The organism is Micromonospora sp. WMMD1155 (genome assembly GCF_029581275.1).
In the GTDB taxonomy this organism is placed as follows: domain Bacteria; phylum Actinomycetota; class Actinomycetes; order Mycobacteriales; family Micromonosporaceae; genus Micromonospora.
Genome location: NZ_CP120742.1, coordinates 6,134,373 through 6,149,502 on the forward strand (window position 1 = coordinate 6,134,373; position 15,130 = coordinate 6,149,502).

Sequence of the window (15,130 nt, forward strand, 5' to 3'; positions counted from 1 at the left end):
TCCTGTGCGGTGGGCGTCAGTGGGTCGGTGGCGCGCAGACGATGACGAGGTCGGGTTCGGTGGGGTCGACGTCGGCGGTGAGGACGAGGCCGCGGCCGGTCAGCCGGAGCCGGACCGGACCCGGGTGCTCGGGGTCGTGGGGGACGCCGACGATCAGGAACCGGCCGTCGGGGTCGGTGCGGGTGGCGGACCCGGTGGCCGCGAGTTCGACCCGCATCGCGGCGAGGGGTTGGTCCTCGGGGCCGACCACCCGGCCGGTGAGGGAGTGCACCCCGAGTTGCCGCAGTCGCAACGGTTGCCGGACCGGCGGCGCCGACGGGGTCGGGTGGTCCACCTGCGCGGGCACGTCGATCAGCAGCGCCGGGCGGGGCGCCGTGCCGAACGCGGTCCAGAGTGGTGGGTCACCGGCCTCCAGGACGACTGCGTAACCACCCTCGGTGGTGGCGGCGGTGAGCACCCGGTCCAGCCGGGGCAACCCGGCCGGACCGGTCGCGCAGATCAGGTAGCGGACCGTGAACCGGTACGGTTCGCGGACCGCGCCGCTGGACCGGGTCTGCCGGGCCGGGCGTAACTCCAGCGGCCAGACGGTGAGCCCGGAGGCGTCACCGTCGGTGCGGGGCGGGCCGACCGGGACGGGCTCTCCCACCGCGCTGGTGAGCCAGGAGGCCAACTCGGCGGTGGCCGTCTCGATCGGACCGCGCCCATCGGTGCTCATCGCGGCGGCGTCCCCTGGATCCGGTACGCGATGGCCTCGTTCCACACGTGCGGGTAGACACCGATCTCGAAGTACCTGGTGAACCGGTTGATCGGGGCGTTGGTGTGGTCGTGGTAGAGCAACCACACCGGGGCGATGGTGAACAGCACGTAGTTCGCCAGGACCAGCGGGATGTAGAACGGCCCGAGCAGGCGGCCCTGGAAGATGTGCACGTCCTCGTGCCGTTGGATGCTCGAGCTGGCGCCGGCGCAGACGGTGCCGATGGTGGTGGCGTAGCGGGGCGAGACCCCCTCCACCACGCAGACCCGCCCGCTGCCGGCCGAGGTGGGCCGGTCCAGCGAGTGCCCGAAGATCAGGTGTGCGGCCAGGTAGACGGCCCCGACGACCGTGTTGAGCAGGCTCCAGGTGTGGTCGACGACGAAGAGGAAGATGCCGCGCGCGTCCGGCGCGTACACCCCGGCGGAGGCCACCGCCCAGCCGAAGACCGCGCCGACCAGCGTGCCGACGGCCGCGCCGATCAGCAGCCCGATCGGGCCACCGGCGAGGAAGCCGAAGAGAGCGCCGAGAACGACCTGGACCGCCGCGCTGAGGATTCCGAAGACCATGACGTCACCTCTCAGACCCAGGAGCGGATGAAACGGGGTTCGCGGTTCTGCGCGACCTGGGTCGGCGACGCCTGGGTCGCCTGCCGGTTGCCGGGCGGGAACTGGTTGACGCCGAGTGCGGCGGAGAAGATGACCAGCGCGTTGAAGAACGCGATGATCCACTTCTCGCCGCCGGCGTCGTCGGCGAACGCCGCGGTCACGTAGGACAGCAGCAACGCGATGCCGATGGCGATCCACTTGCGAAGCTTGTCTCCGCTGGGCCCGATGAGCCCGCCGATGACGTTGGTGGCCAGCAGGGTCGCGGCGCTGGCACCGGCCAGGCTGCCCAGGGCTGCCCAGGTGAAGAGATCGTTCATGGCGATCCCCCTTTTCTGCGATGGTGCGACCGGGATGTGGTGGTGGTGAGGTGCGGTGCTCCCACCGGGAGCACCGGGGCCGGTCGCCGTCGTCTCGGGGGCGGCCGGAGCCGGGCGCGGCCGGCGGTGCCGGCCACCGGGTGGATCAGCCGGGCCCCGGGGCGCTGGCGGGCGGGCCCGGCGGGGTCGGCCCGGGCGCAGCCGGCGCGGTGGGCTGACGGCGGCGCAAGAGGAGTACGCCCACCGCGGCGAGCAGCAGCAGAAGGAGTACGCCGCCACCGACCAGCAACCAGGGGAACCCGCTGTCGTCGCCGGCGGCGGCCGGCGAGGCGGAGGGTCGAGGTGGCGCCTCGGCCACGGCCCGCAGCTCGGTCGGCTTGTCCTGGTTGGCGTCGACCTTCCAGCTCACCGAACGGCCGTTGACAGTGCCGTTGCTGTCGATCACGCGGCCGGGAAATGTCACCGAGATCTCGAACGACATGAGCTTGAGGAACGCCTGCTGTTGCTGCGGATTCTGCTGCGTGACCTTTCCGCCGTATTTCTTCGGGTCCAGTGGCAGTGTGAAACGGTAGAGATCGCCGTCCCGGACCAGTTTCACGCTCTCCGTGTCGAAACCGGCCAGCGGCGCCCTGCGGTAACTGATCTGCGAGCCGTAGAAAGTGTCGTCCTGGTAAATGGTCTCTTCTCCGGCCGGCAGCGCGGGAATGCTCTGCCGCAGCTCCGCGAAGGCGGCCGGGACGTTCTTGTTCCGCGCGCTCAACACCTGCTTCTGGGCCGTCAGCAGCAGTTGACCGTCGACCGTGTCGTCGGCGTTGACGGTGAGACCCATGTTGAGTTGCATGCAACCGCTGAGCGCGGCGAGCAGAATGAGACACACCGCGACGCGGAGTGCCTTACCGCGGTTGACTCTCCTGTTCATGGGCTCAGTGTGTGTGATCGCTTTCACACCGGCAGTCAGCGATCGGTCACAAGACAGTCGCCGATTGTACGGGCGCGCTGTCGCCTTCGAATGATCCCGCCGACGGCCCCGATGAATATTCTGGAGTGTTGGGCCACCATTGTTGATCAATTCCTCGCCGCCGCCGTGATGTGTCGCGACGGCGGTCGGCCGGACGGCCACGGGTCGGCTCAGCCCGCCGGAGGTCTCCAGTCGGCGTAGCGGGCCATGCTCCGCAGGGCGGCTCGGGCCGGGGTGAGCCGCAACGCGCCGTCCCGGACCGCGACGGCCAGTGGGTTGCGCAGTTGCTGACCGAAACGGCCGGCGGTGAAGGAGGCCCGGGCGACGCTCTGACTGCGCGGCCGACGCTGCTCGTCGTACGCGGCCAGCGCGGCGGGCACCGTGGCGGCGCCGTCGGCGCAGACGGCACCCAGCACCACCGCGTCCTCGATGGCCTGCCCGGCGCCCTGCCCGAGGTTGGGTGTCATGGCGTGGGCGGCGTCGCCGAGGAGCGCGACGCGTCCCCGCACGTACGTGGGCAGCGGCACGGCCAGGTGATGGATGTCGTTGCGCAGGACGACTCCGGGTGGGGTCGCCGCCATCAGCGCCGGGATGGGGGCGTGCCAGTCGCCGAAGCGCTCCCGCACAGCCGCCAACTCGTCGGGGGCGTGGCCGCCGGGTGGCGCGTTCACCGCGGCGTACCAGTAGAGCCGCCCGTCGCCGATCGGCACCATGCCGAACTCGGCGCCCGGTCCCCAGGTGATGGCGGCCGGGACCGGGTCGGGAAACTCGATGGCCGCCCGCCAGGCGGTCGAGCCCGCGTACACCGGGCCGGGGTGTCGCGGCCACAGCTGGGCGCGGACCCGGCTGCGGAGGCCGTCGGCCCCGACCACCAGGTCGGCGCGGAGGGTGTGCGAGCCGTCGGGCCGCCGGTAGCGGACCTCGGCCTGGTCCGGGTCGGTCTCGACGTGCTCCACGGTGGCGTCGGTGTGCAGGGACGCGGCGGGCAGGGCCTCGCGCAGGGTGCGGTGCAGCGTGGCCCGGTGCACGCCGAGCGCCGTGGTGCCCAACTGTCGGACCATCTCGCCGGCGTCCACCCGGGACAGCCACCGCCCGTGCCGGTCGCGGATCCCGCCGGGTGCCTCGGCGTGCCCGCCGTCGCGCAGGGCCGGGCCGAGGCCGAGGGCGTCCAGCCCCCGTACGGCGTTGGCCATCAGGCTCAAGCCGGCGCCGACCTCGCGCAGCTCGGCGGCGCGTTCCAGCACGGTGACCCGCCAGCCGCGCCGGTGCAGGGCGAGGGCGGCGCTCAACCCGCCGATGCCGCCCCCCACCACCACCGCGTGTGAGTCGTCCATCTCGTCCCACCCTTCTACACCTGTAGAAGGAGGATACTACCTGCGGACCTTGAGAAGGGGGAGTGCCGTGACGGCCCGGACGAACCGGATCGCGCTGCTGACCGACGCGGCCATCGAGCTGATCGCCGACGGTGGCATGCGAGCGCTGACCCACCGGGCGGTCGACGGCCGCGCTGGAATGCCCCCCGGCACCACCTCCGCGTACCTGCGGACCCGACAGGCGCTGATCGAGGCGGTGGTGGGGCGGCTCGCCGACCGCGACCGGGCCGACCTGGCGGCCTACGACCTGCCGACCGAACCGCCGCCCCCGACGCCCGGGCCCCGGCTCGACAGCGCCGCCCTCGACGCGCTCGCCGCCGGCGTCGCCGAGGTGCTCGACAGGTGGCTGAGCGTCGGGCGCAGTCGGACCCTGGCCCGGTACGCCTGCCTGTTGGAGGCGGTGCACCGGCCCGAGCTGCGGGGCATCCTGCACCACGGCATCGGTCAGCGGGTGCAGGCCCGGGACCTGCTGGCCCGGGCCGGGGCGACCGACCCCGACCGGCAGGGCGACCAGTTCGTCGCGTTCGTGGACGGGTTGCTCTTCGACCGGCTGGTCGGCGCCGGCGCGCTCACCGCCCCACCGCCCGGCAGTGCGGCCAGCCGCGCCGATCTGGGCACCGCCGTCCGTACGCTGCTGCGCGCCCTGACCGGAAGCTGACCCGACCGGCGCGCGGGCGTGGCGGGTGCGCCGGCCTGTCGGTGCGCGGGCCGGGCCGGTCAGGTCCATTCGGCGCGGCCTGGTGGCGTGGGCCATCGGCGCGCTGGCCCCGGGAGAGCGCGCCGTGGAGCCCGGTGAGCAGGTCTGACGCGTGCTGGGAGACGATCACCCTTGGACGGCCGTGGGCGGCCGGTGTGGTGCTGCGGTTCGGCCCTCTGGAGCTGAATCGTTTACGACATCGCGCCTGAAGCGGTGACGACATCGCGCCCGATGCGTTCGCGGCACGCGCCCGATTCGTGTGCGGCATGCGCCCGATTCGTGTGCGGCACGCGCCCGATTCGTTTGCGGCATCAGCTCCAAAGGCGGAGCGGGCGGCGGTACGGGGTGCGGGCGGGGTGCGGGCGGCAGGGTACGGGGTGCGGGCGGCAGGGTGCGGGGCGAGTGGCAAGGTGCGGGGGCGAGCTGTGGGGTGGCGTGCGTCGGCGGTGGTGCCGGGGATTGACGGCACCCTGTCGTGCGGTTGCGGCGGGCCGGCGACGTGCGGTTCAGGCCGGGGTGCCCCGCGCCGGTCGGCGTGGGTAGGAGAGATCGGGTGATGATGCGGTTCAGGGGCCTGCGGACGGCCGGCGGGCGGCTGCGACACGGTTGGCGGCCAGTGCTGGAGGCCACCGTCGCGGCGACGGTGGCCTGGCTGCTGGCCACCCGGTTGCTCGGGCACCCGCAACCCTTCTTCGCACCGGCCGCCGCGCTGATCGTTCTCGGTCAGGCTCGGGGGCAGCGCATTCGTCGGGCCGTCGAGGTCGTCCTCGGTGTCGCCGCCGGGGTGCTCGTCGCGGACCTGGTGGTGCAGGCGCTCGGCCCGGGCAGCACGTGGACGGTCTTCACCGTCATCCTGCTCACCGTCCTCCTCGCGGTGGCCTTCGGTGCCACCGGCGTGACCCTCGTGCAGGCCGCGGTCTCGGCGCTCTACCTGGTGGTGGTCGCCCCACCGGACGGGACGTTGGTGCCGTTCCGCTTCGTCGACGCGTTGATCGGGGGTGCGGTCGCGCTCGCGGCCAGCCTGCTGGTCGACGCCCGGCACCCCCTCGCTCCGCTGGTCGCCGAGGTGCGGCGGACCTTCGACGAGCTGGCCGGGCTGCTGGGCGGGATCGCCGACGCCCTCGGCCACGGTGACGAGGCCGCCGCCGTCGCGGCCCTGCGGCGGGCGCGGGGCATGGACGCCCGGGTGGACGGTCTGCGTGACGGGGTGCTGGCCGCCGGGGAGGCGCTGCGACTGCACGTCCGCCGACGTCGGCACATCGGCCGGTTACGGTCGGTGGACGAGTCGGTCCGCCAGACCGACTACGCGGTCCGCAACGTCCGGGTGCTGGCCCGCGCGGGCGTCACCCTCAGCCGCCTGCACACGTCGACGCCGCCCGAACTGGGCGCCGCCCTACGGTCGCTCGCCGAGGCGGTCCGGCAGGCCGGCGCTGCCCTCGCCGCCGACCTGGACGGGCAGGCGGAGGTCGCCGTCCGGCACGCCGCCCGGGCCGACGAGTCGGCGCTCGCCGCCGTGCACACTGCCGGGCAGCTCTTCGGCACCGCACAGACCCTCCCGCTCGCGATGATCATCGGGCAGGTCCGGGCCACAGCCATCGACCTGCTGCGCGGCGTCAACCCGGAGGACGACGCCGCCGTCCTGGCCCGCGTCGACGAAGCCCTCGGTCTTCCCGCCGTCTGACCAGGCCCGCCGAGCCACCGTGCCGCTGCCTCGCCGGTCGCTGACCCGCGGAACCGCCGACCCGTCGACCAGGGCCCGCTGAGCCCGCCGACCCGTCGACCAGGGCCCGCTGAGCCCGTCGACCAGGGCGCCCGCCGAGCCCGCCGGTCAGGCGCTGGCCCGGGCCACCAGGTCGGACGGGAAGAGGGTCACCGGCGCGGCCGGTCGTCCGTCCAGCAGGGCGGCGGCCGCGGCGGCGGCGATCCGCCGCACCGGGTGGCTGGCCGTGGTCAGCGCCGGGGCGGTCAGTCCGGCCAGGGGGATGTCGTCGAAACCGGCCACCGCGACGTCGTCGGGCACCCGCACACCCGCGTCCCGCAGACCCGCGATCACACCGAGCGCGGTGTCGTCGCTGATCGCGTAGATCGCGTCGACGTCCGGCCACCGGCGCAGCGCCGCGTCGGCCGCCGCCCGGCCGCAGGACGCCGTGAAGTCCCCGGGCAGCACCCGCTCCGGCAGGCCGGCCTGCCGCATCAGCCGCCGGTAGGTCTCCACGGGACGCTGCGCGCAGGGCAGCCACCGGGGACCGGCCACCATGGCGATCCGGCGTCGGCCCGTGGCGTAGAGGTGGCGTAGCACCGCCCCGGACCCGGCCACGTTGTCCACGTCGAACGACGGCACGCTCGCCGAGCCGACGCCGATCGAGACCACCCGGCCACGCAGCGACCGGGGCACCGCCTCCAGCAAGTCCTCGGTGGTATTGACCAGGATGACCCCGCACACGCTGCGATCGTCGAGCTGGGCCAGCCCGCCCGGGTCGCCGAGCGGCAGCCACTGCAACGCCACGCCGACACCGGCGGGCGTGCACACCCGCGCGGCCGAACCGACGACCTGCTGCACGTACGGGTCGTCCAGCACCGCCGCGCTGGTGCCCAGCACCGCCACGACCATCCGTACGCCGCCACCGCGCACCAGTGCCCGGGCCGCCGGATTGGGTACGTAGCCGAGCTGGTCGACCGCCGCCGCGACCAGCTCCCGGGCCGACGGCGAGGCGAACCCCGTGCCGGCGATCACCCGCGACGCGGTGGACCGGGACACCCCGGCGACCCGCGCGACGTCCTCGAGAGTTGCCGGCCGGTGTGCCGCTGCCGTCATCGTCGCCTCCCCGCGGCGGCCCGCCCGGTCGGACAAACGCCTGCTCACATCATGCCCCGGCGGGCACCTCAGCGGTAAGGGGCGGTTGCCGGTTGTGGTGGTAGCGCTCTCAGGTGTGCGATCGTGCCAGGAGATCACCCCGAGGAAGAGGACCACCCCCGTGAGCGCCCCCACCAGTCGACCCGTAGCCCCGGCCGCCGCACCACCGTCCGCACGGGCGGTGCTGCTCGCCCGCAACGGCGTCGCGGTCACCTTCACCCTCAACGGGCTCGCCGTCGGCAGTTGGTTCTCCCGGGTGCCGGCGGTCCGCGAGGCGTTGGACCTCTCCGCCGGCCGGCTCGGGCTGCTGCTGCTGGCGATGAGCGTCGGCGCGCTGCTCGCCATGCCCACCGCCGGGCTGCTCGCCCAGCGACTCGGCGCGGCCCGCACCGTCGCCCTGGCGACCGGGGTGGTCGCTGTCGGCCTGACCGTGGCGGGGCTGGGCGCCACGATGACCGGGTCGTTCGCCGTCGTCGCCGTGGGCCTCGTCGCCTTCGGCTACGGCTCCGGCGCCTGCGACGTGGCGATGAACGTCGAGGGCGCGGCGGTGGAGCGGCGGCTGGGCCGCACGATCATGCCTCGCTTCCACGCGGGGTGGAGCCTCGGCTCGGTGGCGGGAGCGGCGCTCGGGGCCGGGGCGGCCCGCTTCGACGTGCCGGTCGGCACGCACCTCGTCGCGGTGGCGGTCGTCGTGTTGGTCGGCACGGTGCTCGCCGCCCGGACATACCTGCCCCTGGGCGTCGACCCCACCGGCGACCCGGCGGACGCCACCCCGGCTGCCCGCCGTCGGGCGCAACTCGCCGCCTGGCGCGAGCCGCGCACCCTGCTGATCGGGCTGTTCGTGCTGGTGGCGGCGTTCACCGAGGGAGCCGCCAACGACTGGCTGGCCGTCGCGTTCATCGACGGACGAGACCTGAGCGAGGCCGCCGGCGCGGCGGTCTTCGCGGTCTTCGTCGTGGGCATGACCGTCGGGCGCACCGTCGGCACCATCGCGCTGGACCGGTGGGGGCGGGTGCCGGTGCTCAGCGGCACCATCGGGCTCGCCGTGGTCGGCGCCGGCCTGGCCGTCCTGGCCGGCTCCGGACCGGTGGCCGTCGTCGGCGTCGCGCTGTGGGGCCTCGGCGCGTCGCTGGGCTTCCCGGTCGGAATGAGCGCCGCTGCCGACGACGAGGCGCATGCGGCGGTGCGGGTGAGCGTCGTCGCGGTGATCGGCTACACCGCGTTCCTCGGTGGCCCTCCGCTGCTGGGCCTGCTCGGCGACCAGGTCGGGACCCTGCGGGCGCTGCTGGTGGTGCCGCTGCTGCTGCTGCCGACCCTGCTGCTGGTGCCGGTGCTGCGCCCGCCGCACGCCGTTGCGTCCGCCAGTGAAAACTAACCCAGCGCGCCGTCGAGCGGTATCGGGTGCGTGGCCGACTGCGCCGTGTACCCGGGCTGGTTAGGGTCGCCCGATGCCAACCGACGAGATCACCGCCGCAGCGGCGGGCACCTGGACACTGGGCGACCGCACCGTGCGCCGGATGGGCTTCGGTTCCATGCGGATCACCGCCGACCCCGACCCGGCCCGGGCCGTCGCGCTGCTGCGCCGCGCCGTCGAGCTGGGCGTCGACCACATCGACACGGCCGCGTTCTACGTCTCGCCCGGCGGAACCCTGCGGGTCGGTACCGGCCCGGCCCGCTACGCCACCGAGCTGATCCGCGCGGCGCTCGCCCCGTACCCCGAGGATCTGGTCATCGCCACCAAGGTCGGCTTCGGGTACGACCCGGAGGCGGGCTTCACCGAGGCGTTCACCCCGGCGCAGTTGCGCGCCCAGGTGGAAGAGAATCTGCGTCGGCTCGGTCGCGACCACCTCGACGTGGTCAACCTGCGCCTGGGGCGGGGGCCCGGCGAGGTTCCGCCGGCCGACCGGTTCGGCGCGCTGGCCGACCTGCGTGCCGCCGGGCTGATCCGGCACCTCGGGCTCTCCAACGTCCGGCCCGAGCAGCTCGACGAGGTGGCGGGCATCGCGCCGGTGGTCTGCGTGCAGAACAACTACGGGGTGGACGCCTACCGGGAGCAGGACGACGTCGTTCGGCTCTGCGGTGAGCGGGGCATCGCCTACGTGCCGTTCTTCGCACTCGCCGGCACCGGCCGGGAGGCGGGCGCGAGCGCCGCGCAGACCGCTGCGGTCGAGGCCGTCGCCCGCGCGCACGGCGTCAACGGGCACCAGGTACGCCTGGCGTGGACCCTGCACCAGGGCCCACACGTGCTGGCCATCCCCGGCACCGCGGACCCACACCACCTGGAACAGAACATCGCCGCCGGAGCCCTGCGCCTCACCCCCGAAGACCTGACCCGTCTCTCTTGACCGTCCACCCCCTCAGCCTCGTTGATCATGAAGTTGGCGGCACCGATCACGGCGTTTCGTGCCGCTAACTTCATGATCGACGGGGCGGGGCGGGGCGGGGCGGGGATCAGTCGTTGACCCAGACCCGTAGCGGGCCGGTGGGGAGGAAGCCTGCCTGCCGGGCGGGGGGCAGGTCCGGGGTGGTTTCGTAGCCGACCAACGGTGCGTCGGGCACTGTGGCGCACACCGCGCGCCAGACGGCCCGGGGGTCGTCGGTGTGGGTGAACAGGTTGGAGACGCCGTAGACGCCCCCGTGGCCGCTGAGCACCGCGCCGCCGGTGATCACGCCGCTGTCGTGGTGACGGGCGAGCACCCGTACCCGAGGGTGGTCCAGGAGTGCGGGGCGGAACAGGTCCCCGCCGCCGTGAGCTGCCGCCCAGGCCACCAACTCGTCGGGCGTGGTGACCGGGGTGAGGGCGCCCTCGGCCGGCCGTTCCGCCGCAGGGCGGTGGATCCACTGGGCGTCGAAGAGCACCCGGAAGCCGTACCCGGACAGGTCGAGGTCGGCGAAGCTGTCCTTCACCGTCGCGCCGGGCCCCGCGTCGATGCGGGCCAGCAGGGCCTCGGCGTCGACGCCCGGCCGCACCGTGACCGCGTCCGGGTACCACGGCGGCGAGCGGCGGGGGACCGTCCAGGCGTCACCGTCGGTACGGCCGGTCAGCCCGTGGCTGCGGCAGACGATGTCGCACCACCCGGCGTTGTCGCGGGCCGCCGCCGCCCGTGGGTCCTTCAGCACGCCCGGCAGCCTAGGCGGCCCGTGCGTTCACGGCGCGTAGACCAGGTTCATCGTGTCGGTGTGCCCGGACCAGCGCAGGTCGAGGCGCCAGCAACCGGCCTGGGGCACGTCGATGATCGACGGACCGGGCCCGCCGGCGACCTCACGGGTGACAGTGGTGTCGGTGCCGTCCAGCGTCGCGGTGATCACCAGCGTGGCCGGTGCCGTCGGGTCGGGCGAGGTCGTGGGGGCCTGGGCCACCCACAGGATCTTGTTGTTCGACCCGTCCTCGCGGTGCTGCCGCAGCGGGTGGGCGAACAGCACCGCCACGATGTCACCCTTCGCCCCGAAGACGTGCGGGACCCGTGCGTCCCCGCTGAAACCGGCGTCCGCCCAGTCCGGCAGCGACCCCGTCTCGACCCGCGTCGCGCAGGCGGTCGCAGTGCCCGCCGAGGTAGCCGCACCCGCCGTTGGCGTTGCGCCGCTGGTCGTGGTGGTACACCCCGCCAGCAGGACCACCGAGGATGCCAGCGTCCATCTGCCCCAGGAAACCATCTCGCCCCTTCCGGTGCCCGGCGACGACTCGTCGCATCTCTCCGACACCGCCCGGGCCCGCCGGGTTCCTAGTGCCGCGTCGTGACCCGGTGATGCTTCGCAGGGCGATCGTGGTGCTGATGTCCGCCCCGGGGCAGTCGGTCCCGAGCCCCGAGATCCACTACCCGTGCCTGACGAGGCACTAGTTACCGACGCCGAGGCTCGACATGAACGCCGCCGGGTATCGGTCACCGTGCGCGGCGCCCTTCGGCACGGCCGTCTCGATCTGTTCGAGATCATTGGCCGACAGCCTCACGTCCAGCGCCGGCAATGCCTCGGTCAACCGCTGCCGGGTGCGCGCACCGACCAACGGAACGATGGACGGGTGCTGCGCCGCCACCCACGCGATCGCCAACTGCGCCACCGTGCACCCCTTCGCGTCAGCGACCCGGCGCAACGCCTCGACCAGGGCGAGGTTGTGCGACGCGTTCTCGGCGGAGAAGCGAGGACTGTGGTTACGCGGATCGTCCGCCCGTCCCGGCACCCAGTTCCCCGAGAGCAGGCCACGGCCCAGCACCCCGTACGCGGTCAGCCCGATGCCCAGCTCCCGCAGCGTGGGCAGCACCTCGGCCTCGACCGCCCGGGACAGCAGCGAATACTCAATCTGAAGATCAGCAACCGGATGTACGGCGTGCGCCCGCCGAATGGTTTCCGCGTCAACCTCGGAAAGCCCCACATACCGTACGTAACCGGCATCGATCATCTCCTTGATCGCACCGATCGTGTCCTCGATCGGCACCGACCGGTCGAGCCGGGCCGGCCGGTAGATGTCCACGTGGTCGACGCCGAGCCGGGTCAGCGAGTAGCTCAGGAAGTTCCGCACCGAAGCCGGGCGGGAATCCTGCCCCTCGAACCGCCTGCCCGGCCCCACCTGCTGCCCGAACTTCACACTCAGCAGATAGCTGTCCCGGTCGCGTCCCCGCAACGCCTCCGACAGCAGCAGCTCGTTGTGCCCCATGCCATAGAAGTCACCGGTGTCGACCAGCGTGACCCCCGCGTCCAGCGCCGCCCGGACGGTGGCGATGCTCTCCTCGCGATCGGCCGGGCCGTACGTGCCCGACATGCTCATCGCCCCCAGCCCCACCGCGGAAACCGTGGGACCCGTCGTGCCCAGAGTGCGTGTCTGCATCGAAACTCTCCCTCGTCGGTCGATCTCAGCTCCACCCTGCGCCACTTTTCCGCCCGCCGGCAGCGGAGCGCTTATCGTGGGAGCGCCACTCCCTGGCTCGGTGCTCGGTCCCCGAGGCACCATGAAGACATGCAGCGTGAGCAGCTCGCCGACTTCCTGCGGCGCCGACGCGAGGCCATCCGCCCCGCCGAGGTCGGCATCGCCGACGGCCCCCGCCGCCGCACCGCCGGCCTGCGCCGCGAGGAGGTCGCCATGCTCGCCGGCATGTCCGTCGACTACGTCGTCCGCCTTGAGCAGGGCCGCAGCAGCCAGCCGTCGACCCAGCTGCTCGGTGCCCTGGCCCGGGCCCTGCGCCTCACGGACGACGAGCGAAGCCACCTGTTCCACCTGGCCGGCCACCAGCCGCCGCCCGCCGACGGCATCGCGCGCCTGGCCCGCGCCGGTCTGGTCCGCCTGCTCGATCTGGTGGGCGACACCCCCGCCATGGTCCTGTCCGACCTCGGCGAGATCCTGGCGCAGAACCGCATGTCGATCCTGCTCAGTGGCGACCACACCGGGCTGACCGGCGACCGGCGCTACGTCGCCTACCGCTACTTCACCGACCCGGCCGTCCGCGACCTCCACGGCCCCGAGGAATGGCAACGGCACGCCCGCCAGCAGGTCGCCGACCTGCGAGCGGTGGCCGGCCGACGGGCCGGGGACCCGGTTGTGACCGGCCTGATCGAGCGGTTGCGGGCTGCGAGCGACGACTTCCGGCGGCTGTGGGCCGAGCACGAGGTGGCGGTGCGCCGGGTCGACCGCAAGACGTTCCTGCACCCGCGCGTGGGCCGCATCACGATGGACTGCGAAACCCTGGTCACCCCCGACCTCGGCCAGCAGCTGCTGGTGCTGACGCCGTCGGACGCCGAGGCCCGGGAGAGGCTTGAGCTGCTGCGCGTGCTGGGGGTCGAGGAGTTCCCGGCCGGCGTGCCTCGCTGACAGTGCCGCGATCGACGGTCGAAGACGCCCCCTAGCGCAGTGAGCGGGCGATCTCGAGCGCCTCGGCCTTGCCGAGGGACCCTTCGAGCCGGTAGCTCACGTCGGCGTCCTGCCAGATCAGCGTCGAGGCGGCCAGTCGGGCGGTCTCCTCGCGGACCTCGCCCGCGCGGTCCACGTACGAGAGCACGTGTGGCCCGTCGACCCAGACGGCGAAGTCACCGTCGACCTGCGTCCACTCCGCCCCCGGCGGGTTGACCTCCTTGTGGAAGGCCAGGTTGAGGCGACCGTCGAACGCGTCGATGCGCAGCGCGCCCCCGTCGTAGAGCAGCGTCGCCACCCGGCAGACGCCCGCCGGGTCGGGGTCGGCGACCAGCACCTGCTCGGGCGTACCCAACGACGCCGGTAGGCGGATCGGGAACCGCACCGCCCGCTGCGCCTCGTCCAGGGCGGCGGTCCGCTGCCCGGGCAACGGCGACGGGGTGCCGCCGGGCAGCGTCGGGGCGGGTGAGGTGGCGATGCCGACCCCGGCGAAGCGCAGCAGCCCGGCGACGGCGTCCGCGACGGCGGCCCGGGTCGGCGGCACCAGCGCGACCAGGAGGGCGACCGACGCCGCCGCGGCGAGCGGGCGCCACCGCCACCGGGGCCGGTCGAGCCGTACGCGGACACCGGCGGTCACGTCGGGCGGCTCGGGTGTGTCCAGCCAGGTGGACAGTTCACGCAATTCCCGTTCGAGGTCACCCATGTCGGACCTCCTCCCGGTCGAGAAGGCCGCGAAGCTTCGCCAACGCCCGGGATGTACGCGACTTCACCGTCCCCCGGGGCCAACCCAGTGCCGCCACCGTCTCCTCCTCGCTGAGATCGAGGAAGAACCGGCACACGATCACCTCACGGTCGCGTACCGGCAGTCGCCGCAGGGCCCGTACCAGTGCCTCCCGGCGCTCCCCGGCGAGGACCGCGCCGACCGCCCCGTCCTCGGCGATCGCGGACGTCGGGTCCGCCGCCGCCCGCAGGACGAGCCCGTCGCGTCGGCCCCGGGACCGGTGCAGGTTGCGGGTCTCGTTGGCGACGATCGCGAGCAGCCACGACCGGAAGGACGACTCGCCCCGGTAACGGGACAGCTTGCGGTACGCCTTCACGAACGCCTCCTGCGTGACGTCCTCGGAGTCCGAACCCGCACCGAGCAGCACCGCCGTCCGGTACGCGGACGCGGTGTGCCGGGCGACCAGGAGGTCGTACGCCTCCAGGTCACCGGCCCGGGCGCGGGTGACGAGAGTGTCGTCGTCCAGGGGAGCCTCCGTTCGGATCACCCTCATGACACCGCTCACGCGTCGCGGGTTCCACAGGGCGCGGGTCAGGTTGCTCCCATCGGACGTGCAGCGTATTGCCAGGATCCGGTGCTGCACTGGAGGAGGTGTCGAGGAGAGGGGCTGGACATGGGCTGGTTCAACCGCCGGGCACGGGGTGCCGGGACGACTCCGACGAAGCTGGACCGGGAGGCGACCCGCGAGGACCTCGCGGCGCTGGAGGCGTTCGTCGTCGACAAGCGGGGCGTGGAGTTCTACCTGGAGCCGGAGACCACCGCGACGGACACCACGGTGGTGGCGATCGCGCACGACGGTGAGTGGATCCGCCGTCGCACCGGTACGCCTCGCGCGGCGGGGGCGATCGCCCGCAAGCACGCGGTGCCGCTGTACGAGGCGGCGCGCACCGGCTACCCGGAACGGATGCGGGTGTGGAACCGCGCCCACCCGGAGCGCCACGCCCGCTGAGAC

General features: G+C 73.5%; 17 protein-coding genes. 6 read left to right on the forward strand and 11 right to left on the reverse strand.

Going from position 1 to position 15,130, the window contains the following annotated elements; all coding sequences use genetic code 11:
- Positions 1 to 16: 16 nt before the first annotated feature.
- The 5 genes from O7617_RS27955 to O7617_RS27975 form a co-directional block, all read right to left on the reverse strand.
- On the reverse strand, positions 17 to 715 hold the full coding sequence (locus O7617_RS27955) for a carboxypeptidase-like regulatory domain-containing protein (protein ID WP_282259212.1): 699 nt from the start codon (positions 713 to 715) through the stop codon (positions 17 to 19).
- Positions 712 to 1,320: a glycine zipper family protein gene (locus tag O7617_RS27960; RefSeq protein WP_282259213.1), complete on the reverse strand. Its 609-nt coding sequence runs from the start codon at positions 1,318 to 1,320 to the stop codon at positions 712 to 714. Before O7617_RS27960 ends, O7617_RS27955 begins: the two co-directional genes overlap by 4 nt.
- A gap of 11 nt (positions 1,321 to 1,331) precedes the next feature.
- Positions 1,332 to 1,676 (reverse strand): hypothetical protein, encoded by a 345-nt coding sequence (locus tag O7617_RS27965; RefSeq protein WP_282259214.1) that lies wholly within the window; start codon positions 1,674 to 1,676, stop codon positions 1,332 to 1,334.
- A gap of 145 nt (positions 1,677 to 1,821) precedes the next feature.
- The gene (locus tag O7617_RS27970) at positions 1,822 to 2,595 is read right to left on the reverse strand and encodes a DUF3153 domain-containing protein (protein WP_282259215.1); all 774 of its coding nucleotides are present in this window, start codon (positions 2,593 to 2,595) and stop codon (positions 1,822 to 1,824) included.
- 209 nt (positions 2,596 to 2,804) lie between these two features.
- Positions 2,805 to 3,968: an FAD-dependent oxidoreductase gene (locus O7617_RS27975; RefSeq protein ID WP_282259216.1), complete on the reverse strand. Its 1,164-nt coding sequence runs from the start codon at positions 3,966 to 3,968 to the stop codon at positions 2,805 to 2,807.
- A 67-nt stretch (positions 3,969 to 4,035) separates the two neighbouring features.
- Here O7617_RS27975 and O7617_RS27980 point away from each other — a divergent pair, with 67 nt between their 5' ends.
- Together O7617_RS27980 and O7617_RS27985 are read left to right on the forward strand one after the other, a co-directional pair.
- Positions 4,036 to 4,665: a TetR/AcrR family transcriptional regulator gene (locus tag O7617_RS27980; RefSeq protein WP_282259218.1), complete on the forward strand. Its 630-nt coding sequence runs from the start codon at positions 4,036 to 4,038 to the stop codon at positions 4,663 to 4,665.
- 595 nt (positions 4,666 to 5,260) lie between these two features.
- Positions 5,261 to 6,385: an FUSC family protein gene (locus tag O7617_RS27985; protein WP_282259220.1), complete on the forward strand. Its 1,125-nt coding sequence runs from the start codon at positions 5,261 to 5,263 to the stop codon at positions 6,383 to 6,385.
- A gap of 147 nt (positions 6,386 to 6,532) precedes the next feature.
- Here the strand turns inward: O7617_RS27985 and O7617_RS27990 are convergent, their stop codons facing one another.
- Complete coding sequence (locus O7617_RS27990) at positions 6,533 to 7,519, reverse strand: LacI family DNA-binding transcriptional regulator (protein WP_282259221.1); 987 nt, start codon at positions 7,517 to 7,519, stop codon at positions 6,533 to 6,535.
- 160 nt (positions 7,520 to 7,679) lie between these two features.
- On the opposite strand from O7617_RS27990, the gene O7617_RS27995 reads away from it, so the two are divergent.
- Both O7617_RS27995 and O7617_RS28000 read left to right on the forward strand, forming a co-directional pair.
- On the forward strand, positions 7,680 to 8,933 hold the full coding sequence (locus O7617_RS27995; protein ID WP_282259222.1) for an MFS transporter: 1,254 nt from the start codon (positions 7,680 to 7,682) through the stop codon (positions 8,931 to 8,933).
- Between the two features lie 73 nt (positions 8,934 to 9,006).
- On the forward strand, positions 9,007 to 9,903 hold the full coding sequence (locus tag O7617_RS28000; RefSeq protein ID WP_282259223.1) for an aldo/keto reductase: 897 nt from the start codon (positions 9,007 to 9,009) through the stop codon (positions 9,901 to 9,903).
- A 106-nt stretch (positions 9,904 to 10,009) separates the two neighbouring features.
- Here the strand turns inward: O7617_RS28000 and O7617_RS28005 are convergent, their stop codons facing one another.
- The 3 genes from O7617_RS28005 to O7617_RS28015 form a co-directional block, all read right to left on the reverse strand.
- The gene (locus O7617_RS28005) at positions 10,010 to 10,678 is read right to left on the reverse strand and encodes a hypothetical protein (protein ID WP_282259225.1); all 669 of its coding nucleotides are present in this window, start codon (positions 10,676 to 10,678) and stop codon (positions 10,010 to 10,012) included.
- Positions 10,679 to 10,705: 27 nt separating this feature from the next.
- Complete coding sequence (locus O7617_RS28010) at positions 10,706 to 10,987, reverse strand: hypothetical protein (RefSeq protein WP_282259227.1); 282 nt, start codon at positions 10,985 to 10,987, stop codon at positions 10,706 to 10,708.
- A gap of 406 nt (positions 10,988 to 11,393) precedes the next feature.
- The gene (locus O7617_RS28015) at positions 11,394 to 12,380 is read right to left on the reverse strand and encodes an aldo/keto reductase (protein ID WP_282259228.1); all 987 of its coding nucleotides are present in this window, start codon (positions 12,378 to 12,380) and stop codon (positions 11,394 to 11,396) included.
- Between the two features lie 129 nt (positions 12,381 to 12,509).
- On the opposite strand from O7617_RS28015, the gene O7617_RS28020 reads away from it, so the two are divergent.
- Entirely contained in the window at positions 12,510 to 13,358 is an 849-nt protein-coding gene (locus tag O7617_RS28020) for a helix-turn-helix transcriptional regulator (protein WP_282259230.1), read from the forward strand.
- A gap of 31 nt (positions 13,359 to 13,389) precedes the next feature.
- On the opposite strand, the gene O7617_RS28025 is transcribed toward O7617_RS28020, so the two are convergent.
- Positions 13,390 to 14,100, reverse strand: coding sequence for a hypothetical protein (locus tag O7617_RS28025; protein ID WP_282259231.1), 711 nt, complete (start codon positions 14,098 to 14,100; stop codon positions 13,390 to 13,392).
- Positions 14,093 to 14,665: an RNA polymerase sigma factor gene (locus tag O7617_RS28030; protein ID WP_282259232.1), complete on the reverse strand. Its 573-nt coding sequence runs from the start codon at positions 14,663 to 14,665 to the stop codon at positions 14,093 to 14,095. The genes O7617_RS28025 and O7617_RS28030 overlap by 8 nt, the downstream gene beginning before the upstream one ends.
- A 126-nt stretch (positions 14,666 to 14,791) precedes the next feature.
- On the opposite strand from O7617_RS28030, the gene O7617_RS28035 reads away from it, so the two are divergent.
- Complete coding sequence (locus O7617_RS28035; RefSeq protein WP_282259233.1) at positions 14,792 to 15,127, forward strand: hypothetical protein; 336 nt, start codon at positions 14,792 to 14,794, stop codon at positions 15,125 to 15,127.
- Positions 15,128 to 15,130 lie beyond the last annotated feature (3 nt).

Bases quoted from the DNA above. Each gene is read 5' to 3' on its own strand.
- O7617_RS27965 (WP_282259214.1), bottom strand. From the start codon at position 1,676: ATGAACGATCTCTTCACCTGGGCAGCCCTGGGCAGCCTGGCCGGTGCC.
- O7617_RS28000 (WP_282259223.1), top strand. From the start codon at position 9,007: ATGCCAACCGACGAGATCACCGCCGCAGCGGCGGGCACCTGGACACTG.
- O7617_RS27960 (WP_282259213.1), bottom strand. From the start codon at position 1,320: ATGGTCTTCGGAATCCTCAGCGCGGCGGTCCAGGTCGTTCTCGGCGCT.
- O7617_RS28025 (WP_282259231.1), bottom strand. From the start codon at position 14,100: ATGGGTGACCTCGAACGGGAATTGCGTGAACTGTCCACCTGGCTGGAC.
- O7617_RS27990 (WP_282259221.1), bottom strand. From the start codon at position 7,519: ATGACGGCAGCGGCACACCGGCCGGCAACTCTCGAGGACGTCGCGCGG.
- O7617_RS28035 (WP_282259233.1), top strand. From the start codon at position 14,792: ATGGGCTGGTTCAACCGCCGGGCACGGGGTGCCGGGACGACTCCGACG.
- O7617_RS28015 (WP_282259228.1), bottom strand. From the start codon at position 12,380: ATGCAGACACGCACTCTGGGCACGACGGGTCCCACGGTTTCCGCGGTG.
- O7617_RS27970 (WP_282259215.1), bottom strand. From the start codon at position 2,595: ATGAACAGGAGAGTCAACCGCGGTAAGGCACTCCGCGTCGCGGTGTGT.
- O7617_RS27975 (WP_282259216.1), bottom strand. From the start codon at position 3,968: ATGGACGACTCACACGCGGTGGTGGTGGGGGGCGGCATCGGCGGGTTG.
- O7617_RS28020 (WP_282259230.1), top strand. From the start codon at position 12,510: ATGCAGCGTGAGCAGCTCGCCGACTTCCTGCGGCGCCGACGCGAGGCC.
- O7617_RS27955 (WP_282259212.1), bottom strand. From the start codon at position 715: ATGAGCACCGATGGGCGCGGTCCGATCGAGACGGCCACCGCCGAGTTG.
- O7617_RS27985 (WP_282259220.1), top strand. From the start codon at position 5,261: ATGATGCGGTTCAGGGGCCTGCGGACGGCCGGCGGGCGGCTGCGACAC.